The sequence below is a fragment of the Bacillus sp. H1a genome (genome assembly GCF_000633475.1).
GTDB lineage: Bacteria > Bacillota > Bacilli > Bacillales > Bacillaceae_G > Bacillus_A > Bacillus_A paramycoides.
The window spans coordinates 84,981-108,114 of record NZ_AYMH01000003.1; the positions used below are offsets into that span (position 1 = coordinate 84,981).

Annotated in this window: 27 protein-coding genes; 1 reads left to right on the top strand and 26 read right to left on the bottom strand. The window is 36.6% G+C overall.

What is annotated here, in order from left to right; genetic code table 11:
• Positions 1–6: 6 nt before the first annotated feature.
• From U860_RS0102095 to U860_RS0102220, 26 genes are all read right to left on the bottom strand, one after another.
• Positions 7–597, bottom strand: a complete 591-nt coding sequence (locus tag U860_RS0102095; RefSeq protein WP_025147223.1) for a DUF1405 domain-containing protein — start codon at positions 595–597, stop codon at positions 7–9.
• 119 nt (positions 598–716) lie between these two features.
• A complete protein-coding gene (gene qcrC / locus U860_RS0102100) occupies positions 717–1,484 on the bottom strand; it encodes a menaquinol-cytochrome c reductase cytochrome b/c subunit (RefSeq protein WP_002171170.1) in 768 nt (255 codons plus the stop codon).
• Positions 1,485–1,527: 43 nt separating this feature from the next.
• Positions 1,528–2,202: a menaquinol-cytochrome c reductase cytochrome b subunit gene (qcrB, locus tag U860_RS0102105; RefSeq protein WP_000932700.1), complete on the bottom strand. Its 675-nt coding sequence runs from the start codon at positions 2,200–2,202 to the stop codon at positions 1,528–1,530.
• Positions 2,203–2,715: a menaquinol-cytochrome c reductase iron-sulfur subunit gene (gene qcrA, locus U860_RS0102110; protein ID WP_002171169.1), complete on the bottom strand. Its 513-nt coding sequence runs from the start codon at positions 2,713–2,715 to the stop codon at positions 2,203–2,205.
• A 140-nt stretch (positions 2,716–2,855) separates the two neighbouring features.
• Entirely contained in the window at positions 2,856–3,314 is a 459-nt protein-coding gene (locus U860_RS0102115; protein ID WP_025147224.1) for a YpiF family protein, read from the bottom strand.
• A gap of 153 nt (positions 3,315–3,467) precedes the next feature.
• On the bottom strand, positions 3,468–4,004 hold the full coding sequence (locus U860_RS0102120; protein ID WP_025147225.1) for a ReoY family proteolytic degradation factor: 537 nt from the start codon (positions 4,002–4,004) through the stop codon (positions 3,468–3,470).
• Between the two features lie 73 nt (positions 4,005–4,077).
• Complete coding sequence (locus U860_RS0102125; protein ID WP_025147226.1) at positions 4,078–5,340, bottom strand: tetratricopeptide repeat protein; 1,263 nt, start codon at positions 5,338–5,340, stop codon at positions 4,078–4,080.
• Between the two features lie 109 nt (positions 5,341–5,449).
• Positions 5,450–6,724: a 3-phosphoshikimate 1-carboxyvinyltransferase gene (aroA, locus tag U860_RS0102130; protein WP_025147227.1), complete on the bottom strand. Its 1,275-nt coding sequence runs from the start codon at positions 6,722–6,724 to the stop codon at positions 5,450–5,452.
• Positions 6,725–6,881: 157 nt separating this feature from the next.
• Positions 6,882–7,994 (bottom strand): histidinol-phosphate transaminase, encoded by a 1,113-nt coding sequence (hisC, locus tag U860_RS0102135; RefSeq protein WP_025147228.1) that lies wholly within the window; start codon positions 7,992–7,994, stop codon positions 6,882–6,884.
• 133 nt (positions 7,995–8,127) lie between these two features.
• Positions 8,128–9,213: a 3-dehydroquinate synthase gene (gene aroB / locus U860_RS0102140; RefSeq protein ID WP_025147229.1), complete on the bottom strand. Its 1,086-nt coding sequence runs from the start codon at positions 9,211–9,213 to the stop codon at positions 8,128–8,130.
• Complete coding sequence (gene aroC, locus U860_RS0102145; protein WP_025147230.1) at positions 9,213–10,385, bottom strand: chorismate synthase; 1,173 nt, start codon at positions 10,383–10,385, stop codon at positions 9,213–9,215. The genes aroB and aroC overlap by 1 nt, the downstream gene beginning before the upstream one ends.
• Before the next feature lie 302 nt (positions 10,386–10,687).
• On the bottom strand, positions 10,688–11,134 hold the full coding sequence (ndk, locus tag U860_RS0102150) for a nucleoside-diphosphate kinase (RefSeq protein ID WP_025147231.1): 447 nt from the start codon (positions 11,132–11,134) through the stop codon (positions 10,688–10,690).
• A gap of 124 nt (positions 11,135–11,258) precedes the next feature.
• Positions 11,259–12,221, bottom strand: coding sequence for a heptaprenyl diphosphate synthase component II (gene hepT, locus U860_RS0102155; RefSeq protein WP_025147232.1), 963 nt, complete (start codon positions 12,219–12,221; stop codon positions 11,259–11,261).
• 31 nt (positions 12,222–12,252) lie between these two features.
• Positions 12,253–12,966: a 2-heptaprenyl-1,4-naphthoquinone methyltransferase gene (gene menG / locus U860_RS0102160; RefSeq protein ID WP_025147233.1), complete on the bottom strand. Its 714-nt coding sequence runs from the start codon at positions 12,964–12,966 to the stop codon at positions 12,253–12,255.
• Between the two features lie 29 nt (positions 12,967–12,995).
• A complete protein-coding gene (locus U860_RS0102165; protein WP_025147234.1) occupies positions 12,996–13,748 on the bottom strand; it encodes a heptaprenyl diphosphate synthase component 1 in 753 nt (250 codons plus the stop codon).
• Positions 13,749–14,019: 271 nt separating this feature from the next.
• Positions 14,020–14,589 carry a GTP cyclohydrolase I FolE gene (gene folE, locus U860_RS0102170; protein ID WP_002171157.1) on the bottom strand — a complete coding sequence of 190 codons (570 nt, stop codon included), beginning with the start codon at positions 14,587–14,589 and terminating at the stop codon, positions 14,020–14,022.
• Positions 14,590–14,710: 121 nt separating this feature from the next.
• Positions 14,711–14,983 carry an HU family DNA-binding protein gene (locus U860_RS0102175; protein ID WP_001043860.1) on the bottom strand — a complete coding sequence of 91 codons (273 nt, stop codon included), beginning with the start codon at positions 14,981–14,983 and terminating at the stop codon, positions 14,711–14,713.
• A 299-nt stretch (positions 14,984–15,282) separates the two neighbouring features.
• Positions 15,283–16,761 carry a stage IV sporulation protein A gene (spoIVA, locus tag U860_RS0102180; RefSeq protein WP_000416521.1) on the bottom strand — a complete coding sequence of 493 codons (1,479 nt, stop codon included), beginning with the start codon at positions 16,759–16,761 and terminating at the stop codon, positions 15,283–15,285.
• 243 nt (positions 16,762–17,004) lie between these two features.
• Positions 17,005–17,718 (bottom strand): hypothetical protein, encoded by a 714-nt coding sequence (locus U860_RS0102185; RefSeq protein ID WP_025147235.1) that lies wholly within the window; start codon positions 17,716–17,718, stop codon positions 17,005–17,007.
• Between the two features lie 65 nt (positions 17,719–17,783).
• Entirely contained in the window at positions 17,784–17,987 is a 204-nt protein-coding gene (locus U860_RS0102190; protein ID WP_025147236.1) for a DUF2768 domain-containing protein, read from the bottom strand.
• Positions 17,988–18,214: 227 nt separating this feature from the next.
• Positions 18,215–18,466 carry a stage VI sporulation protein F gene (locus tag U860_RS0102195; protein WP_002171154.1) on the bottom strand — a complete coding sequence of 84 codons (252 nt, stop codon included), beginning with the start codon at positions 18,464–18,466 and terminating at the stop codon, positions 18,215–18,217.
• 117 nt (positions 18,467–18,583) lie between these two features.
• Positions 18,584–19,606, bottom strand: coding sequence for an NAD(P)H-dependent glycerol-3-phosphate dehydrogenase (locus U860_RS0102200; RefSeq protein ID WP_025147237.1), 1,023 nt, complete (start codon positions 19,604–19,606; stop codon positions 18,584–18,586).
• 18 nt (positions 19,607–19,624) lie between these two features.
• On the bottom strand, positions 19,625–20,935 hold the full coding sequence (gene engA / locus U860_RS0102205; protein ID WP_025147238.1) for a ribosome-associated GTPase EngA: 1,311 nt from the start codon (positions 20,933–20,935) through the stop codon (positions 19,625–19,627).
• Between the two features lie 124 nt (positions 20,936–21,059).
• Complete coding sequence (locus U860_RS0102210) at positions 21,060–21,245, bottom strand: hypothetical protein (RefSeq protein WP_000979059.1); 186 nt, start codon at positions 21,243–21,245, stop codon at positions 21,060–21,062.
• Positions 21,242–22,135: a YIEGIA family protein gene (locus U860_RS0102215; protein ID WP_025147239.1), complete on the bottom strand. Its 894-nt coding sequence runs from the start codon at positions 22,133–22,135 to the stop codon at positions 21,242–21,244. Before U860_RS0102215 ends, U860_RS0102210 begins: the two co-directional genes overlap by 4 nt.
• On the bottom strand, positions 22,128–22,739 hold the full coding sequence (locus U860_RS0102220) for a hypothetical protein (protein WP_025147240.1): 612 nt from the start codon (positions 22,737–22,739) through the stop codon (positions 22,128–22,130). The genes U860_RS0102215 and U860_RS0102220 overlap by 8 nt, the downstream gene beginning before the upstream one ends.
• 117 nt (positions 22,740–22,856) lie before the next feature.
• Here U860_RS0102220 and U860_RS31065 point away from each other — a divergent pair, with 117 nt between their 5' ends.
• Positions 22,857–22,991, top strand: a complete 135-nt coding sequence (locus U860_RS31065) for a YpzI family protein (RefSeq protein WP_033795355.1) — start codon at positions 22,857–22,859, stop codon at positions 22,989–22,991.
• The last annotated feature ends 143 nt before the right edge of the window (positions 22,992–23,134 follow it).

Genomic DNA, 23,134 nt, shown 5'->3' on the forward strand with positions numbered 1-23,134 from the left:
TTAACATCATAAAGAAAACTGTTTTCGATGCTCACGTAAGCAATAATAATATGTAATACATAGTACAGCAATACTTAACCAAAACGTAAAATAGCCTATCTCCTCTACAAACAAATGCATAATTCCATATCTCGGCATTTGCCAAAATAAATAATCGATTGCATCATTATGTAACGTCCATATCCCAGCTACAACGAAATGCCATTTTTTTATCCGATAAAACGGAGCGTATAGTACTCCCTGCACAGCCATTGCAAAATGAGAAAGCATTAACATGTAGCCCATAATACCAATAGGACCTTTTACATAAATCATAATTCCATTTACAACAACAGCCCATATACCATATTTTATTAAAGAAACAATCGCCAACGCCTCTATTAATCCCCAGTTTTTCTTTTTCAAAAAGGCAATTAAAACAAATACAAAAAAGAGACTTGCCATCGGGCTATCTGGCACAAACGGCCAAAATATTAGAGACGTTTCTTTTAATTGATTTCCATACCATATAAACCCGTAAATTGTGCCTAATATGTTAACAATCAATAAAAATAATAACACTGAGCGCTGTCTTAACATTGCATACACGTAAACCAATCTGTATGTCCAACACCTTTCAAGCAAAGTAATTCATTCACTAAATCCTACTCTATTATAACAAACTTCCTCTAACTAAATAGAAAAGCTGACTACAAAATTTGCAGTCAGCTTTTCTATTATTTTTTATTATACTTTGCAACGAATTCCGAAAGCTTTTTCACCTCTTCATCCGTTCCTTTAAATACACCTTTAGGCATTGCACCTTTACCATCTTTCGCAATTTTAGCGATTTCTTCTGGTTTTAAAGTTAAGTTTTGTAGAGCCGGTGCTGCTGCACCACCTTGTAAATTGTCACCATGACATGTTAAACAAGTATTTTTTTGCATTAATTTGTAGCCGTCATCATTTTTATCAACTTGTGTTGTTTTTACAATTGCACCTTGTTTTTTAGCAGCTTCCCAGTCGTGGTGTGCTACAGATTCCCAAGTTAAAAAGATAATCGACGCAATCGCCAAAAGCATAAATCCAGTTGCTACAGGACGCTTCAATGGGCGTCTTTCTGGACCTCGATCAAGAAATGGAGCTAACAGTAGTGCTCCAAACGCAATCCCTGGCATAATAAATGCTCCAATTACAGTAAATGAACCTGAAGCATAAGAATACTTTAATAACTGATACAAAAATAAGAAATACCAATCTGGAAGTGGTATATATCCTGCATCTGTTGGATCCGCCATTCTCTCAAGCGGTGACGGATGTGCCACTGTTAAACATAAATAACCGATTAAAAAAACTGCACCAACCATCCATTCTTTTAACAAGAAATTCGGCCAAAATGCTTCTGTTTTTCCTGGGTATTCAGAATAGTCTTTTGGAATATTTGGTTTCCGAGCTACTGGTACCCGAGAATCTCCTACAAACTTCATCCCTTTGCCGCGATGCATAATCTCCCTCCTTTAGTTCTTTCCCCTTTAATTTAGCAATCTCTTATAGCGGACCGGAAATACCTTGTTTGCGAATCATGATGAAGTGGAAGGCCATTAAACCTAGAAGTGCTGCTGGTAAGAAGAAGACGTGAATAGCAAAGAAGCGAGTTAATGTTTGAGCGCCAACAATTTCGGAATGACCAGCGAGTAATGTTTTAATATAAGGACCAATGAGCGGCGTTTGCTCTGCAATTTGAATCCCTACTTTCGTAGCAAATAACGCTTTCATATCCCACGGTAATAAATATCCGGTAAAGCCAAGACCTAACATAACAAAGAAAATAAGAACACCAACAATCCAGTTTAACTCACGAGGCTTTTTATACGCACCTTGGAAGAAAACTCTGAGTGTATGTAAAAACATCATTACAATTACGAGACTAGCACCCCAGTGGTGCATACCACGAACAATTTGCCCGTAAGCAACTTCATTTTGTAAATAGTAAACCGATTCCCAAGCATTTTTAATATCCGGCACATAATACATCGTCAAAAACATTCCAGATAAAATTTGAATTACAGTAACGAAAAAGGTAAGTCCTCCAAAGCAATAGACGAATGCAGAAAAGTGATGTGCCGGGTTTACATGTTCAGGTACTTCATGATCAGCGATATCGCGCCATATTGGTGTAATATCTAATCGTTCATCTACCCAATCATAAATTTTATTTAGCATCTACTTTCCACCCCCTCTTGGCTTCGCTTTTCCTAAATACAGCGTTCCATCTTTCACTTTAGACTCGTACACATCAAGCGGAGCAAGGGGCGGTGTGCCTTTAATGTTAATCCCATCTTTTGTATAACGCCCCCCGTGACACGGGCAAAAGAATTGATTCGGATGTGCTTTGTCCGAATTCCAGTTAACTGTACATCCTAAATGTTTACATACTGGAGAGAACGCAACAATGTCTCCGCTTTCATCTTTATGAACCCAAGCTGATTTTGGCTCTTCAGACTTGTACCAACCATCAACCTGCTTCACCTTAAAGTCGAAACGCTTCGGCTCTGTTGTAATATCCTTTACTTGTGCAACAGCAACCATATCCGTTCCTGCTTCTTTTCTTAACACCGGATCAAGCGCAAATCGCGTCATCGGCATTAAAATACCCGCTGCCATAAAGCCTCCTACCCCTGTAAGTGTGTAATTTAAAAACTGTCTTCTTGACACACGATGTTCTTTCTCGCTCACGAAAATTTCCCCCCTCTATCAGAAATTGTCCCCTCGTGAAAAATAATATAAAAAATAAAAACTAGGACACTATCATGATATAATACCCTCATGCACAGGTCAATATCATACTACTCATAATAATAAGAACTTTCTGTTTATTATTGCTTTCCCCATTTTTCTTCTAACATTACCATTATATTTTTTATATGAGCGTGAATGACTTCTCTCTTCGCTTGATCACTAAATTGTTCTAACGCCAATGAGGGAAACCAAAATAAATCCCCTTGTAACTCTTGCATATCTTCTTTCCATGAAAAATCACTTGTCACATAGGCAATATGCTTAAAACCTTGCCTTTGCAAATGGTCTGTCCATTCTTGCAAACGGTCTTTTTCATTCTTTTGACTTTCTACTAAATACGTAAATGCGGGTAATAAAAGCACTCTTCCTTTATATTCCCTTTCCAACTCCATACTCAAAGCCTCAATAAACTCACCTTGTTCTACAACCATTTTCATTTCTTTTGCTGCCGAAATTGACACAAGTGGTATAATCCCTGTATCTACATACTCCCTTGCTTGCTCAAACTGTTCCACATCTTTTACAATCCATTTCACTTTTCTCCCCTCCTCCACTTAAAATGACAGAACTTTCACTTTATATATATTAAACCATACTAAAAGAGGTAAAAAAAGAAAAACTACCTAATAATAGGTAGTTTTTCTTAAAAGACTCTGAAATTTGTAAAAATTGTATAATCCAAATAAATTCTATAAAGTTTTTAACTCCGCTGTTAACTTGTGAAATGCTTCCTTATCTTGCTTATCCAGCGCTTCATCAATTTGTTTCAAAAGACGCTCTCTTCTAAATGAGAATACACTTTCTTCTAAAAATCGCTCTGCAAGTAAACGATCTTTTTCATTCACTTCAATATGCTTTGGCAAATATGGATTTTCTTCTAACACAGCTACATAATTTGCATTTTGGAACGACGATTTAAAATTAAGTTGAATATAAATATCCTCATCTCGATTCAAACGAATATCATGAAACGACTTTTCTGCATCTGTTGTCATTACATTTTGTTTAAAAAAGTGAAACGGTGTATCTTTCACACAATTTGCTGACATTACTAAGCCACGTGGACAAAATTTTGCATGTTCTACGAAGTGGACTTTATGCATTAATTGATCGTGACTCATTAAATAATTCAAAATCCATACACATTCACGCTGTTTCAGTTGGTAATTATTCAAAAACCATTTGACAAAATCCTTCTTCTCGTTTACAGAAACAGGGGTATTCATAGCGCTTAAGTCCCTCCTCTGTCTTTCTCTTTTCTTTTTAGATTCAAGAAGCGGCATTCAGTTTCCTTCCAACTTATGAAAAATCCTCTAAATTATATAACAATTCTTCAATATGAATTTGTGTCGGGTCTAGTTGTATTAACTGAGTAAATACTTCTTTCGCCTCTTTTCGCATTCCTTCTTCTAACAAGAAATAACCGTACTCTTCCAAGAAATCTGGATGATTCTTAAAAGAAGTATATGCACTTTCATAGTGTTTTAATGCATCAGAATACATTTCTAATTGTTTTTTTGCAAATGCAAGATCCCAAAGTAGCTGTGTATCTGGCTCTCCGCTATCAATAGTTCGCTCTACAACTGCAATTAGCTCTTCATATTTCTCTTGTTCTTTTAAAATATACGCATATTTTAATGTCGCACCTAAATGTCCCGGATCTAGCTCAAGTGCTTTTTGAAGCACTTCTTCTGCCTCCGCTATTTCCCCTAATTTCGCTGCAATATTTGCTAATTCTACATAGAAAGGAACAGAAAGCTCATCTACTTTAATTCCTTCGTGAAGTGTTTCATAGCTTTCTTGAAGCATACCTTCTTTTTCATAGCTTTTCGCTAAATACATGTATAACGATGCGTACTCAGGGTCTAATTCTTTTAATTCTTGCCAAGCACCAATTGCTCTTTGATATTCTTCCCCTTGATATAATGTGAAGGCATATCCAAATAATGAGTGAATATCTTTTTGCTCCTCTAACCCTGCTTCATAATATGAGATTGCCTCTTCCCAGTTCCCAATAGCACTTAAAGTTTCTGCTAGACGAAGTGCAATGACAACACCACCCATTACTTTATGTTCTGCTAGTAACGACTCATAATAAGTGATTGCCTTTTGCTCTTCTCCTTTACTACTATACAATTCTGCTAACCCAAACGTAATAACAGGCTCGTCTGGCATTATTTCTTTCGCTTTTAATAGCTTATGCTCTGCTACATCATCAAAACCTTGCATTTGGAATAAATCCGCAACAAGTAATAGCGATTGAACATATAGATCATCATTTTCTGGAATATCATGAAGCACTTCAATAGCTTCATCTTCTTTATCTAAATCAATATATAACTCTGCTAAAAATAACGTAAATTCACTTTCTTCTGGATATAACAAGCGTAAATCTTCAATAATTGCTAACGCCTCATCCATAAACCCAAGTGTATGATAGTAACGAGCGATATCATACCTCTCTTCATCATTAGCAACTTGTAGTTGTTCTTTTAATAATTGTAATCCTTTTTCTGCTTCACCATTTTCAATATACGAAACAGCTTGTTCAAACTTTTGCATAAACGTCTCCTTTAACTCTAAAAAATATTCTCTTCTGTTCATTTATCATAAGCAACTAGGTGTAAGAACGCAACCTTTAGAATGAGTATGCTTCTTCATACATTTTCTCTTATAGCGCAGCTAATTGTTCAAAAAAGTTCGGATAAGATACAGCGACCGCATCACTATTTTCTATTTTAACTTCTCCAGCTACAATACAGGACGCGATTGCAAGCATCATCCCTATACGATGATCGCCGTGACTATTAACAGTATTTCCTTTTAAATTTTGCTTACCATATATAATCATACCATCTGGCGTAGCTTCAATTTTCGCACCTAATTTCCCTAGTTCATCTACAACTGTATCGATACGATTTGTTTCTTTCACTTTTAACTCTTCAGCATCTTTAATAACAGTAATTCCTTCAGCCTGCGTCGCTAATAAAGCGATTACGGGAATTTCATCAATTAATCTCGGAATAAGAGATCTGCCAATTTCTATTCCTTTTAGCTTCGATGTTTCAATCGTAATATCCCCACATGGTTCAAACTCTTCATTTCTAATATTATCGATAGAAATACGTGCACCCATCTTTGTTAAAACATCTAAAATCCCTGTTCTCGTTGGATTTAAACCGACATTTTTCAATACAAGCTTACTATTTTGGACAATTGCACCAGCTACTAAGAAAAATGCTGCGGAAGAAATATCTCCTGGAACTTTTATTTCTGTCCCTTTAAGTTGTTGTCCACCTTGTAATGATACGGTCCGTTCATTAACCTCTACTGTACAACCGAATGCACGTAACATTCTTTCCGTATGATCACGAGACTGCATAGGCTCTGTTACTGTAGTTACACCTTCTCCTTGCAAACCTGCAAGTAAAACTGCTGATTTCACTTGTGCACTTGCTACCGGTGCATGATAGTGTATACCTTTCACTCTTCCGCCACGAATAGATAAAGGGGTATACTGTCCATTTTCTCTACCATCAATTTGAGCATGCATCTTGCTAAGCGGGTCTGTAACACGTTTCATAGGACGTTTTCCAATTGATTCATCACCAATTATAGTACTATGGAACGGCGTATTAGATAAAATACCAAGCATAAGACGAATAGTCGTACCTGAATTCCCTACATCTACTACTTCTTTTGGCTCTTGTAAATTTTCTAACCCTTTACCATAAATCGTGACATCGTTACCACTCTGTTCAATCTTAACACCTAGTTTTTGAAAACATGCAATTGTACTTAAACAATCTTCTCCTAATAAAAAATTAGATACTCTTGTCGTTCCTTCCGCTATTGCCCCAAACATAACAGCACGGTGTGAAATAGATTTATCTCCTGGAACAACAATTTCTCCATTCAAACTATTTTTTCGTCCTACTAGTTTCAAACTGTATCCTCCTCACATTTTAAATAACTCATATGTATAGCAGTTCTTCTTATACGTCTACCTCTATTGTAACGTTTTCTTTCTGGAACGTGCAAACAACTCCCCTTATTACAGTTCAAATAAAAAAGACTCCTGTAATAGGAGCCTTCACTATTTATTAAGAATACGTTTCCTCTTTCTTCACTTGTTCTTTTACAAGTTCCGTAAGCAATTCAATAATTTCATCATTTTCTTCTTTAAGCCCAACAGTAATACGAATACCATCATGTATACCAAATGCTGCACCAGAACGAACGATATATCCTTTTTTCATTAATCGTTCAAAAGCTTCATTACCAGGTATACCGAGCTTCAAGAAAATAAAATTCGTTTGAGATGGATAATAGAATACGTTATATTCCTTACAAAATGCATAATATTGATTTAACCCTTCGGTATTTTTCTTTACGCACTCTTGTAAAAATTGTTGATCCTCTATTGCAGCTACCGCTACCGCTTGTGCGATAGTTGATGTGTTAAACGGTAGCCTCGCTACCTCTAACTGTCCTATAAGCTTTGCATCACCAATCGCATATCCGATACGAAAAGCAGCTAAACCATACGCTTTTGAGAATGTGCGCAGCACCATAAGATTTTCATACTTTTCAAGAAGAGGCAATGTTTGCGGGTAATCTTCTGCCCCTGCATATTCATAATATGCTTCATCCATAATAACGAGCACTGACTTTGGAACTGATTCTAAAAATGAAAGTAATTTTTGTTTTTCTACATATGTACCTGTCGGATTATTCGGGTTACAAATCCATACAATCTTTGTTTTCTCATCTACTTGCTGTAACATTGCATCTAAATCGTGAATGCCATCTGCAAGTGGTACTTCACGAACTTCCGCTCCTTCAATAACAGCATGGTGATGATATTGCGAGAACGTAGGATTCGCCATGACAACATTCGTTCCATTATGTAGCAAAGCACGACTAATCATTTGAATGACTTCATCTAGCCCACTACCAAATAAAAGTTGTTCCGCTTTTACACCTAAATGCTCTGCTACTTTTTCACGAAGCTCAAAAGCTGCTCCGTCTGGATAGAGAGCATATTGATTCGCTAACGAAGTTAACGCTTCTGTCACACGTGTAGAGCAGCCAAATGGATTTTCATTCGATGCTAACTTCACAATTTTTGATAATCCATATTCTCTTTTTACTTCTTCAATATTTTTCCCAGGTACATATGCTCTCAAAGTTAACAATTGCTCTTTTACTCTCATTTCTCTTCCCCCAGTCATTTTATTCAATCGGATTACAATGTGGTTTATAGTTCCTTACTGTAATCTTTTATCATAACCGTCATCATTACGAGAATACCTTTAAATAAGCATTTCATACCTATGCAATAATCTTTTAGGCCATGCCTTTTTGAAACGCCTCTAACGCAATATGAACAGTCTTATCTGAAATAGATACGACATTCACTACCCCGTATTCCTGCATAAGCACCATATGAATTGTCCCACCATTTGCTTTTTTATCTTGTTTCATCAATTGAACGAGACGTTCTACATTCAAATCGCTTTGCATTTTTGGATAGCCGTATTTCAAGAACCATTGCTTCATTTCTTCATAAGCAAGATCAACTTTATACACTTGCTCACTTAAAAATAAAGCAAATAACATTCCAATCGCTACTCCGTCACCGTGAGTAATATTTCCATATCCCAACTCTTTTTCAAGAGCATGTCCTAACGTATGCCCAAAATTCAAATGAGCACGTACACCTTGTTCTGTTTCGTCTTGCGCCACAATATTCGCTTTCACAGGAATCGCCTTCGTTAATATGTGAATTAACTTTTCATCACGAAGGTCAGCTAGTGTCTGCACTTCTTCTTTTAACCAATGATACAACTCTACATCACCAATAAGAGCATGCTTTATCACTTCTGCATAACCTGAGCGCCACTCTTTTTCAGGAAGTGAATGTAAAAATGGCGTATGATATACAACCGCTTCTGGCTGATGAAACGCTCCTATCATATTTTTTCCTAGCGGATGATTAATTGCCACTTTCCCGCCTACTGCACTATCGTGAGCTAATAAAGTCGTCGGAACTTGTACAAAGCGAATGCCACGCATGAATGATGCAGCAACAAAGCCAGCTAAGTCTCCTATCATTCCGCCTCCAAGTGCAATGATTAAAGAGTTTCGATCTAATTTGTTTTCAAGAGCAGACGTATGCGCTGCATAAAAGTTCTCAAAAGACTTCTCTTTTTCACCACTCGGAACAACGAACGAAAACACTTTTTGCTCTACTTGCAAGGCATCAACAACTGTCTCTAAATGCAATGATGCAACAGCTTCATCGGAAATAATCATTATATTAGATACAGCCGGTTTCATATTTTGAATAAGCGTTGTTATATGTGACAACGCCTCTTTTCCAACATGTACATCATATTCTTTTGACTTCGTTTGAATATGTATGTTCTCCATTAAAATCCCCTCACATATTCATTATGTTTCTCAATATTTTCACGTATAAGATCCATACGATCTGATCCAAATTGTTCAATTAAGGCTGTCGCTAACTCCCAGGCCACAACCGCTTCTGCAACAACGCTAGCTGCTGGAACAGCACAACTATCTGAGCGCTCAATACTCGCTGTGAAAGATTCTTTCGTGTCAATATCGACACTTTGAAGAGGTTTATATAATGTCGGTATCGGTTTCATCACACCGCGCACAACAACCGGCATACCAGTTGTCATACCACCTTCTAATCCACCCGCATTGTTCGTTCTTCTTCTGTATCCTTGCACTTCATCCCAAAGAATTTCATCATGCACTTCACTTCCAGGTCTATGCGCTGCTTCAAAACCAATTCCAACTTCAACACCTTTAAAAGCATTAATACTCATAATTGCCGCTGCTAATTTCGCATCTAATTTTCTATCATAATGTACATAGCTACCTACCCCAATTGGCATTCCTTCTACAACTACTTCAACAATGCCACCGATAGAATCACCATTTGCCTTTGCATCATCAATTGCTTGCATCATCTTTTTACCTGCTTCTTCATCTAAACAACGTACAGGAGATGCCTCTGTAATACTTTGTAATTCCGCAATAGAGTTATATGTAATATTTTCTGCCTGCACACCACCAATTTCGACAACATGTCCTGCAACTTGTATTCCTAACTCTGCTAATATTTTTTTCGCTACTGCACCAGCTGCAACACGAACTGTCGTTTCACGTGCGGAGGAACGCTCCAATACATTTCTCATGTCTCTATGACCATATTTAATCGCACCATTTAAATCAGCATGTCCAGGTCTCGGCTTCGTAACTTGTCTTTTCATTTCTTTCTCTTCTTGTTCAGTTAACGGTTCTGCACCCATAACCTTTGTCCAATGGGTGAAATCACGATTTTCAACAACGAGCGCAATCGGAGAGCCCATCGACTTCCCATGCCTAACGCCGCTTACGATTTGCACTTGGTCTTTTTCAATTTGCATGCGTCTACCGCGTCCGTATCCTTTTTGCCTTCTAGCTAATTCTTCATTTATATCATTCGCTACTAAAGATAACCCTGCCGGAACACCTTCTACAATTGTCGTAAGTTGTGGACCGTGGGATTCACCAGCTGTAATATATCGCATACGTTATTCCTCTTTTCGTATATGTATTTATCCCGCTACATAAAGTAGCAATTGTACCTTTCATCATTCTATAAGAAAACATTGAAATTATATAGAAAATCAACTACTTGCTTTATCCTACTTGTAATCATTCTATCATTTTCATAACGGTAAACCTTTTACTTTACATACCAATATATCATAACAGCTCTAGCTTCGTAACAAATCAAAATAAAAAAAGTGCAAGAAGAATACCCCTATTCTTCTTGCACTTTTTACTATTATCACAGTTATTAAAGCGTTTACAAATTATTTTAAAATAATTAGTAAATCCATTGATTCATTAATTTTGAGTAGTCTACTAATTCTTCTTCCTTAAAGAAAATAGCAATCTCGCGCTCTGCACTTTCTAAAGAATCAGAACCGTGGATAATGTTTTTCGCAACAGTTACACCGAAATCTCCACGAATTGTTCCAGGAGCAGCTTCATGTGGTCTTGTTTTACCCATCATATTGCGAGCTGTATCTACTACACCTTCACCTTGCCATACCATTGCGAATACAGGTCCAGATGTAATAAAGTCTACTAATTCACCAAAGAAAGGTTTTTCTTTATGCTCACCGTAGTGTTGTCCAGCAATTTCCGGAGTGACTTGCATTAATTTTGCACCAACCAATTGAAAGCCCTTTTTCTCAAAACGAGCTACAATTTCCCCAATGAAGGCACGTTGTACACCGTCTGGTTTTACCATTAGAAATGTTTTTTCCATAAAAAATCTCTCCACTTCTGAATTATGTATGTAATTGTATATCCCCACACACATATTAACACCCTTATCACAATTGTGCAATAGTTTTGAAATAGAGAGATTATTTTATTTTTTAGAAAAAACACTAAAATTTTCGTTTTCCAATATACTTTGCAACATTTTGTAATGCATACTTTGCCTGCCCACGCGGGAGTGGTTTTATTATTTCTAATGCTTTATGTAAATAACGTTCACTAAACGAAAATGCTTTATCAATAGCTTCGCTCGCTTTAATATCATCAATAATTTCTTTCATCTCAATTGATGTTGTATTTTCGTGCACAGATGTAATTTTCGCACGAAGCACCGGATCTTCCATGGCATATAAAGCAGGTAATGTAATATTCCCTTGCAATAAATCGCCACCAGCAGGCTTTCCAAGCTTCTCTTCTGTCGATACGAAATCTAAAATATCATCAATAATTTGATAAGACATACCAACAAAATATCCATACCAAAATAGACGATTTACTGTATCACGATTGGCACCAGCAGCAATCGCTCCCAACTGACAACTTGCGGCAATTAACAATGCTGTTTTTCGTTTTATCCTTCTTAAATACGTTCTTAAATTTTGATCATAGTTATATTTATCTTTAATTTGTTCAATTTCGCCTTTACAAACTTCTAAAATTGTATGAGACAGCGCCTGATGTGCCTCTGGAATTTCTATGTTCGTTATACATTCAAGAGACTTCGCAAACAAGTAGTCTCCTGTATACATTGCAATACGATCTCCCCATTTCGCATTCACTGTTGCACTACCGCGTCGTAAAAACGCGGCATCAATAACATCATCGTGAACAAGAGAAGCCATATGAATAAGTTCTAATGCAACTGCCACATGCTTAATTGCATCTAGCTTATAATCACCAAATTTTCCAGCCAGCAAAACAAAAACAGGGCGAATTCGCTTCCCACCAGCTTCGATAAGCTGTAATGCAGCTTCTTCTACTAACGGTTGCTCAGATGCAACCGTCTTCTTCAATTCTTTTTCTATTACATTAATATCCGATCGTAAAAAAGAGTACATAAGTTGTAACTTCATATTGTTCACCTTAACCTAAAACGTCTTTTTTCTATTTTGATTCTGGTTTAAAACCTAAATGCATAGCTGCTACACCAAAAGTAAATGGTTTCACTTGCACATGTTCCAGCCCAGCTTTTTCAAACATATTCGCTAGCTCTTTCATTCCTGGGAAAGTACTAGCAGATTCCTGAAGCCATGAATATTCTTTATAACTTTTTGCAAACATCTTTCCAAATAACGGCATGATATATTTAAAGTATAAGATATACCCTTGACGAAAACCTATCATTGTTGGTTGAGATGTTTCTAAACAAATTACTTTTCCACCAGGCTTTACTACACGCGTCATTTCTTTCAATACTTGCATGTAATCCGGAACATTACGTAAACCAAAGCCAATCGTTACATAATCAAACGTATTATCTTCAAAAGGAAGCTCCATTGCATTTCCATGCATAAGTTCTACTTGCTTTAACTCTAAAGCTTCTACTTTTTGTTTACCGACAGCTAGCATATTTTCGCTAAAGTCTAAACCGTAAACCTTTCCATTTTCTCCTACAGCTCCCGCTAGCGCAATTGTCCAATCTGCCGTCCCGCAGCACACATCGAGTGCTTTACTCCCAGGTTTTACATCCATAATTCGCATTGTCTCTTTGCGCCATGCCTTATGCCTTTGAAAACTAATTACAGAATTCATCACATCGTATTTATCAGAAATTTTTTCAAATACGTCATGTACTCTTTCTTCTTTTGATTGTTGCATGCTCGTACCTTCTTCCAATGTAAAATTGCTTATGTTCTTGATTTATCTCTTAACGTAGAAATTATCTCACTAATTTCTGTATGATTTTCTAAAAAATTATTTTCCTGCTTTCTCATTTCCATAAGCCATTCATTAATAACTGTTTTTACATTTTTATCATCATCCAATGAGATTTCTTGAACTGCTTGAAAAACAGGTGAATTTTGTTCATCAGCATACAATTGACACTCTTTTTGAAGACGATTTTTTCCTAACGCATAAGTTATATATGGTTTCCAATTGGATAAATGAAAATGATCACATGTTTTTTGCAAAAGTGCAGATTCAATCATTACTACACTTTCCATTATGTCTTCAATCGTCACATGTGCTTTTTGATATAACATAATTTTATGTTCATTAATCTCCTTAATTCCTTCAGCAAGTGCACGAATTAAGACAATATCACAATTCATTGACAATAAGTAATAGTATAGACCACTATAATAATCACCCGCAAGAACTGTCAATTGGCGACGCTTATGGAAACCACTCGTCTCTTCATTTGCTTTATTTGATACTTTTTCATGTGTATCAAGAGCAATTTGTACAAGCATAATCGTTACTACATAATGATCAATTTGTTCTTTATGTAAATTTGCGCTTTTTAATGCGCCATATAACAGCGCTATTTTTTCTTCATCAATAAATGGTTCTTCAATATAGTTTATAAAATAAGGATGGCGTAATTTCTCCATCAAATTCTCTTTAATATCCGCATACCCTCCGTAGATGTCACACACAAAAAATCACCCTTGTTTTCTAATTCATAAAACTTATTATAACACATACATTCTATTTTCTATAATCAAAACTTGGCTACTTCTGCCAAACTGCCACCGAATTAAGTAACAGCTTTCATTCATACGAGTTATCTTCTTCTCTAACAACTACAAACATTCATTTTCAGAAAAGGAGGATGTAACACGTAACCTTTATATTCTTGCTCTTTCATACTAAAACTATATCATTTATTTACATAAAAAAAAAAGAAAAGCAGTTTCCCGCTTTTCTTTACTTCGTCTTAATAAACGATAAAATTTCATTGCGTGCTGCTGCATCTTTTTCTAACACGCCACGTACTGCTGTTGTCACTGTTTTCGCACCAGGTTTTTTCACACCACGCATTGTCATGCACATATGCTCTGCTTCTACGATTACCATTACACCATGCGGCTCTAATACTTCCATAATAGAATTCGCTACTGTTGATGTAATACGTTCCTGTAATTGTGGACGACGTGCAATTGTGTCTACAGTACGAGCTAATTTACTTAGCCCCGTTACTTTTCCACCTTGCGGAATATATGCAACGTGAGCAACTCCATAGAACGGAACAAGATGATGCTCACACATCGAATAAAATGGTATATCTTTTACTAGTACAAGCTCTTCGTGATCTTCTCCGAACACTTTATGTAAATGCTCTTTTGGATCCTCATGCATGCCCGAGAATACTTCTGCGTACATTTTCGCAACACGTTTCGGTGTATCAAGTACTCCTTCACGATTTGGGTCATCTCCGATTGCCTCTAAAATAAGACGTACTGCATGTTCAATTTGCTCTAAATTAACTTTTGCCATCCGCTAGCCCTCCCGAAAAACCTAAAAGTGATACGAACACATTCTAGCATATTTATGTTTTTAAAAGCAAAAAGAAGAGTTTCCAAAAAGGAAACTCTTCTTCCCTGTTAATATGTAAGGATTATTTAACCGCATCTTTTAACGCTTTACCAGGTTTGAATGCAGGTACTTTACTTGCAGCGATTTCAATCTCCTCACCTGTTTGTGGGTTACGACCTTTACGAGCCGCACGCTCACGAACTTCGAAGTTACCGAATCCGATTAGTTGTACTTTATCACCTTGTTTTAAAGCTTCTAAGATAGAATCAAAAACAGCGTCCACTGCTTTTGTTGCGTCCTTTTTAGAAAGGGAACTTGCTTCTGCAACAGCATTGATTAAATCTGTCTTGTTCATGCCATTCACCTCCTCCCAAAGATAAGACTGTATAATGATCATAAAATGAGTCTTACTTTCATTTGTAGGCAATTTTTACAAATTCTATACTACAAAGATGTAGATAAATCATTATCAACGCCTATATTATACGATTCTCCTTTATAATTCAATATTTTTAAGGAAATTGTTACTCTTAAAATGTGAAAATCTGATGAAACTTGACAAATTACAACAAAGTATTAGATAATGACTGTTTATTTTTCTATTACATAATCAAAAAGAAAGAAAATCCCTCTACAATTAGAGGGATTTTTTTCTTATAATATAATCGCAATTAATCCACCAGATCCTTCATTAATAATTCTTTCTAGCGTTTCTTTCAACTTATATCGAGCGTTTTCTGGCATTAGAGATAACTTCGCTTGAATTCCTTCTCTAACAATGGAGCTGAGAGAGCGCCCAAATATATCAGAATTCCAGATTGATAGCGGATCATCTTCAAAGTCCTGCATCAAATAACGAACTAGTTCTTCACTTTGTTTTTCAGTACCAATAATCGGTTCAAATGTTGATTCTACATCCACTTTAATCATATGAATAGACGGGGCAACAGCCTTTAATTTAACACCGAATCTTGAACCGTGACGAATAATTTCCGGTTCATCTAAACTCATATCAGCTAACGCAGGCGCCGCTACTCCATATCCTGTTTGTTTTACCATACGTAAAGCATCTGCCACTTGATCATATTCTGTTTTCGCATGAGATAAATCGAGCATAAGTTTCAATAAATGATCTTTCCCTCGAATCTCCACTCCTACTACTTCTTTTAAAATTTGATCATATAATTCATCTGGTGCATATAAATCAATCTCCGCTACCCCTTGCCCCATATCAATGCCAGCTAAACTTGCTCGATCAATAAATTCATATTGACTAAACTGCCAAACGACACGATCCACATCACGAAGACGTTTTATATCCTTCACAGTCTCTTGAACTGCTTCTTGATAACTTTGGCGTAACCAATGTCCTTCATTTAGCACCATTACCCAGCTTGGAAGGTTTACATTCACTTCTAAAACCGGGAACTCAAATAGTGCTTCTCGAAGTACATTATACACATCTGTTTCTCTTAAACTCTCAACACTCATTGCAATTACTGGGATATCATATTCTTCAGATAAACTTTGGCGTAACTGCTCTGTATCTGGATGGTATGGCTGCACAGTGTTGATAATCATAATGAAAGGCTTTCCTACTTCTTTTAACTCATTTACAACGCGTTCTTCTGCCTCTATATAATCTCTCCTTGGAATTTCACCAATCGTTCCATCTGTTGTAATAACTACACCAATTGTTGAGTGCTCTTGAATTACTTTACGCGTTCCAATTTCTGCAGCTTCATGGAATGGAATAGGCTCTTCATACCAAGGAGTATTAATCATGCGCGGGCCGTTCTCATCCTCATAGCCTTTTGCTCCTGGAACTGTATATCCAACACAATCTACTAATCGAATATTCACTTCAAGACCTTCATCTACTTCGATAGAAACCGCTTGGTTTGGAACAAACTTCGGTTCCGTCGTCATAATTGTACGACCAGCAGCACTTTGAGGCAGTTCATCCTGCGCTCTTTGACGGTCTGACTCATTTTCAATATTTGGAATAACAACAAGTTCCATAAATTTTTTAATAAATGTTGATTTCCCTGTTCGAACAGCTCCTACAACTCCAAAATAAATATCACCGCCTGTGCGTTCCGCAATATCTTTAAAAATGTCTACCTTTTCCAAGTGATTCCCTCCCTCGAAATTTTTGGGAATAATTCCACATTTATAGTCAACTAATACCTTCTCTAACGTTGCCTATAATATCTGATATAATATAATGGTATTCTAGAAATCCGGACAATATATCATATAATTTTGTCCAATTTCATATGACTATTTAAAAAATACCTTTTGTTTGCATCGCAAGTTGTATAACATAAAAAACCTTTCTTCTAGAACTTATTCGCTAAAAGAAAGGTTCATGACTTATGATTTAAAAAAAATTGGTTCTCCGTCCTTTACTGTATACGGTAAAGAATATGCAGGAACAAATGGGGAATCTTTCGATAGTATATTCCGAATATCTTCTCCCTCCTTAAATTGCCCTTCATTTTTTTTCAACGCTTCATATAAATCAATTCTATAATCAACAAACACTTCACCTTTTTCATTGATTACAAGAGGGAGTCCCTTTCCAGAATATGGACTTTTCACTTGCGGTACATCTTTATATCCTAGTTTTTTGAAATCCAATTCATAAACACCATCTGTAATTACTTTTTTAAAAGGTGGATATTGATGTTCATCACGATACATCTTAAGCTTTAATGTCACTTCTTGAATTTGTTCCGCCATCCTAACATCAATTAACTTTACTGTTGGATTTGTTTCAACATCTATTAATACATATTGATATACGCCACCACTTTCATATGCATTCCCTGGTGCCTCTTGTATGTATCGAGGAGCAATTTTTTGAAAGTCAATTGGATACTTCTGATAAATCGGTGTACTCATATCACGTGTCTTAATTGGTAATAAACCATCAGTTTGCTCCCTATATGTAGTAATGGCTTTTTGTACAACTTGTAACTGATCTTCATAAGGAATAGCATTTTGTTTCATATTTTCTCTCGGATACATACACCCTGTTAAAATGCTTATGCAACAAAATATTAAAATAATATAGATTTTTTTCACTGACAATCACCTTTTCATGCTAGTATGGACTGTTTCTTTTGTAACATTTATCAACTACACATCCTCTATTGCTCAATAGGACCACTAAATACAACAAGAAAAATAACAATTCCAGATACAATCATGAGGGTGTACGCTACTAACGCTGTAATCCCTTTCAAAAATTTATTCTTCATTTTATGCCTACTTAATAAAATAAAAATTACCGCAAGAAACATAAATCCAATTGAACCTAAAGCAAACCACATTTTTATAAGCCCTTCCGACATATATACACCCCTTTGCTTTTTAACTATTTTTATACTATTTTAACAAATTAAAATCTTTAAACAAATAGAAATTATCATTTTACCGTGAATTAACAAAATTTATATAAAATAATAAAACCGAAGCACGTTATTTCGTGCTCCGGTTGACCAAATATGCCCTTAACAGCTCTATTCCCATTCTTTCATGACTATCATATGCATTCTCTAAACTCTTTGTTTCTCATATTTTACTTTTTAAACATTTTACTTAACGAGCTAAAATCCGCTGGCATATTATTGTTAATGATTGCTTTTACAATTTGATCCTCTTGCTCTTTTGGCACTTCACGTCCTGCCATTAGAGCAACTTGATGAATCAATTGGCGAAGCACTTTCTCATCACGTAAGTTCGCATTTTGAACAGACGACGCTAATTTAAAAATATCTTCTTTGTTCACTTTCGCTTCTTTTTCAATGTTACTAAAAATGTTGTTATCCATTCTTTTCACCCTCTCCTCAAGTTACTCTTCATCCTATGCAAAAATGAAAAATTGGTGAAAAGACCCATAAAAAATAAAAAAGCGATAGAAGTACGAAATGTACTTCTACCGCTTTTTTTATAACAAATCAGGTATCGCTTCAACTTCATGTTTTCGAACACGTCCCATCAATGAGCCTACTGCATATTTTACATTATTCTCATTGAACAACACGTCATATAAAGCCGCTGTAATCGGCATTTCAACTTCCATTTTCTCTGCCAGCTCATGAGCAGCTTTCGTTGTTCGTACACCTTCAACAACCATACCCATGCTTTCTAACACTTCTTCTAAAGAGTGTCCTTTTCCAAGCATATTTCCTGCACGCCAATTTCGGCTATGCACACTTGTACAAGTTACAATTAAGTCACCCATACCAGTTAAGCCAGCAAATGTAAGTGGATTTCCGCCCATCTTTCTTCCTAAACGAGCAATTTCCGTTAAACCACGTGTCATTAATGCCGCTTTCGCATTATCACCTAATCCAAGTCCGTCAGTTATTCCGGCAGCTAGTGCAATAATATTTTTTAAAGCACCACCAAGTTCAACTCCAACGATATCTGGATTTGTATATACACGGAAATAGCTATTCATAAACAAATCCTGTACTCCCTCAGCCGCTTCCATACGTTTAGCTGCGGACGTGACAGTTGTCGCTTGACGTAAACCTACCTCTTCAGCATGGCTCGGTCCAGACAGTACAACAACATCTTTGATCAAGTTCTCTGGAATTTCTTCCTCAATCATTTCCGAAATACGTTTTGACGTGCCTGGTTCGATTCCTTTACTTGCATGAATCCAAGTAATTGGTTCTGTAACAATTTCTTTCATCTCTTGCAATACGTCTCGGTACGCTTTCGTCGGTACTACTAGCAGTACTGTGTTTACATCTACTAATGCTTCTTCTAAAGAAGAGTAGGCTACGATTGTGCTTGGCAATGTAATCCCTGGAAGATATCTACTGTTCTCATGCTTTGTATTAATTTCATCCATGAGTTCAGAACGGTTTCCCCAAATACGTACATCATGCCCATTGTCAGCTAATACCATCGCTAACGCTGTTCCCCAGCTACCTGCTCCAATTACTGTGATTTTTGTCATAAAATCACATCCTCTCCATTAGTCTCTTGCTCTAGCGATAATGTGAATCGGCGTTCCTACAAAACCGAACGCTTCACGTAAACGATTCTTTAAGAAGCGCTCATATGAAAAGTGCATTAATTCTGTATCGTTTACAAACACAACAAATGTTGGTGGTTTTACCGCAACCTGTGTCGCATAGAAGATTTTTAGGCGGCTACCATTATGAGTCGGCGTTGGATTCATCGCTACCGCATCCATAATTACATCATTTAATACATTCGTTTGTACACGGATACTATGGCTTTCATTTACTTCATTAATAACCGGTAATAATGTTTGTGTACGTTTTTTCGTTTTCGCAGATAAGAATACAATCGGCGCATAATCTAAAAATTGGAAATGAGCACGGATGTTTTCTTCAAATGCTTTCATTGTTTTCTCATCTTTCTTAACTGCATCCCATTTGTTTACGACGATAATAACAGCTCGTCCTGAATCATGAGCATATCCAGCGATTTTTTTATCTTGCTCAATAATTCCTTCTTCTCCGTCTAAAACGACTAAGACAACGTCAGAACGTTCAATCGCTCTAAGCGCACGAAGTACACTATACTTTTCTGTACTTTCGTATACTTTTCCTTTTTTACGCATACCAGCTGTATCGATGATTACATAATCTTGACCATCTTTACTATATGGTGTATCGACAGCATCACGTGTCGTTCCCGCTACATTACTTACAATTACACGTTCTTGACCAAGAAGTGCATTTACAAGTGATGATTTCCCTACGTTTGGACGTCCAATTAAAGAGAAACGGATTGTTTCATCGTCATACGCTTCTTCTTCAATCTTTGGAAAATGATTCGCAGCCTCATCTAACAAATCACCTAGTCCTAAACCGTGCGTACCTGAAATTGGGAATGGCTCGCCAAATCCTAATGCATAAAAATCATAAATATCACTACGCATTTCTGGATTATCAACCTTATTTACCGCAAGTACAACAGGTTTGTTTGAACGATATAAAATTTTAGCAACTTCTTCATCAGCTGCAGTTACACCATCGCGACCATTTGTCATAAAAATGATAACATCTGCTTCATCAATCGCTACTTCCGCTTGTTGACGAATTTGTGTCAAGAACGGCTCGTCTCCAATATCAATTCCACCTGTATCAATAATGTTAAATTCATGATTTAACCATTCTCCCGCACTATAAATACGGTCTCGTGTTACACCTGGAATATCTTCTACGATTGAAACTCTTTCTCCAACAATTCTATTAAAAATAGTAGATTTCCCTACGTTCGGGCGGCCTACTATCGCTATTACTGGTTTCGGCATATACTTTCATCCTTTCAACTTGCTTCTGTTTATTATGTAAAAAACCCTTCTTTGTGCAAGAAGGGATTTGCATTCCAGAATATTTCTCAACGTATCAAAACACCTCACATTATACCACACGTTGCTAATGTTTCACAATAATATATACATTCTCTTGTAAGCGATGCGCAATACCATCTAAAATGGCTTCTAAATTATTTGCAACAAATTCTAGTTCCTCTGTCGACTCACAAACAAATAAAGGGGCACCACCTGCAAATTTTTCCGGCGTTGTTGTAATAACTGCGAGAATAACACTTTCTAACATCATCTCTTATCTCCCCTTCCCTTCGGAGCTTCCGATGACATATGAACAGCACTCTCTAATGTTGGGACATTTCCAATTACCCCTATCGCTTTCTCTGCATCTTGATCTTGCGGAAGAACAAAAATCCCGACTCTCCCATCCTCTAAATCACGCTTCGCTAACGGCACAAGTGCCGGTGTACCAGAATCTTTATATACCCCTAAAGCAACAGAAACATCATGTAAAATAGCTTGACGTTGTCCTAAATTCGCGATTGTAACCATCGCATCGATCGATTTCGGCTTTAAAATAAAGCCCATTCCATATTTCATAATTTCTTCTTGCCTTGCTGGCAATCCAATATTCATAATATAAATATTATCAATATAAAGTCCCGCCCCTTCAAAATGGAGTGGAACATGCTCAATCTCTACAAGATCATGGAGCCTTTTACCAGACATTAGTATTTTCGAGATAAAAAATGCTATTATACCAGTTATTATCCCGGCAATCCATGAATGGAATCCTATATACGCAAACGTTGTCACAAACGACGTTAACATCGCCAAATAGTTACGACTTTCAAATACTAATGCAATTCCTTCAATGTATGTATTGCCACGCGGTACGAGCTCATATCCATCTAATTGTTGAAGTGTATTTCTTTCCATGTTGCGCACATCACGAAATTGCGTCGCTGCTAATGTAAGAAATGTAATTGCAGAAAAATCTTTTTTCAAAATAGACGGGATAGCAATCGCTCCTAAAGCCGCTGCAATTAAACCCATCGCAATATGAATAATTTTTCCGTGAAGCCTCGTCGGATATTGCCTCGTATCTGTGCGAAGCATTAACACCCTAGTTACTGTCCCTGCAATTACGCCACATAAAATGGCTGGTGTATATTCAGTCATGTATTACCCTCGTCTTTCTTTTACGTGTTTTCCGCTTAAACTGTTCCATGTATACTGATGCTTTTGCAATCCAAAATAAAATTGCCATAAATAATGTAGAAACGGCGACGATATCAAAAAATGCTAAACTACCGTAATCATAGGGGAAATTTAGTTTCCGAAAAATAAGTGTCACTAGCAATTCCCCTTGTAACATCCCTATATATAAGGAGCATAATCGTAATATACGATCCCCATGTAATAAAACCGATGCATACACAAGAGCACTACTTAACAAAAACAACCTATCAACCACGATCCAAATCGGATCATATACTTCTAACAAATGAAAACTTGTATATAACATTGCAATAATAAGTGCCGAAAGTAAGGTATATAATTTTTTCCAAATAGAATATTGCGTGATTCCTACAAAAGAAATAAAACAAAGTAAAAGAGCATTTACTGATACCGTGAAAGAAGCAATCGTCACATTTAATGGAGAACAAATAATAAACAGCAATATAGCAGCACTTAACTTCCAGCGAATAGATTCCTTTTTCATAAAAAACGTCACGACAATCCAGCCTATCCAAGCCACAAAATAAAAAGAACTCCCATCCATCGTTACACCTCCTATGTTTTCCATTATGGGAACTTTTTATAAAACTTAATCCCTCTCTTCTTTTTGCATAGTTTTTCTTATAACAGCAACACTTAGAATAAGGAGGTGTTACATACAATGGGTAAAGATCGCCAAGAACGAAAACTAAGAGAATCACGCCGCGTTGAATCTGATCGCAACCAATCACTACAATATCCTGGTGCAACAAGTCTTGACACACCGGAGCAAGCTCGAAAGCAGAATCAGCATTAAATTTAGTGAAGCTTTAATCAGTGGATTTTTTGTACGCCTCCACTAATTATTAGCCTTCACCAATCGGGCTTTTACGGGCAGTTCGACTCCCACCTAACTTCCTCGCATTCGCCGAATTTTGAGGTGGGGCCTACTGCCCTCAA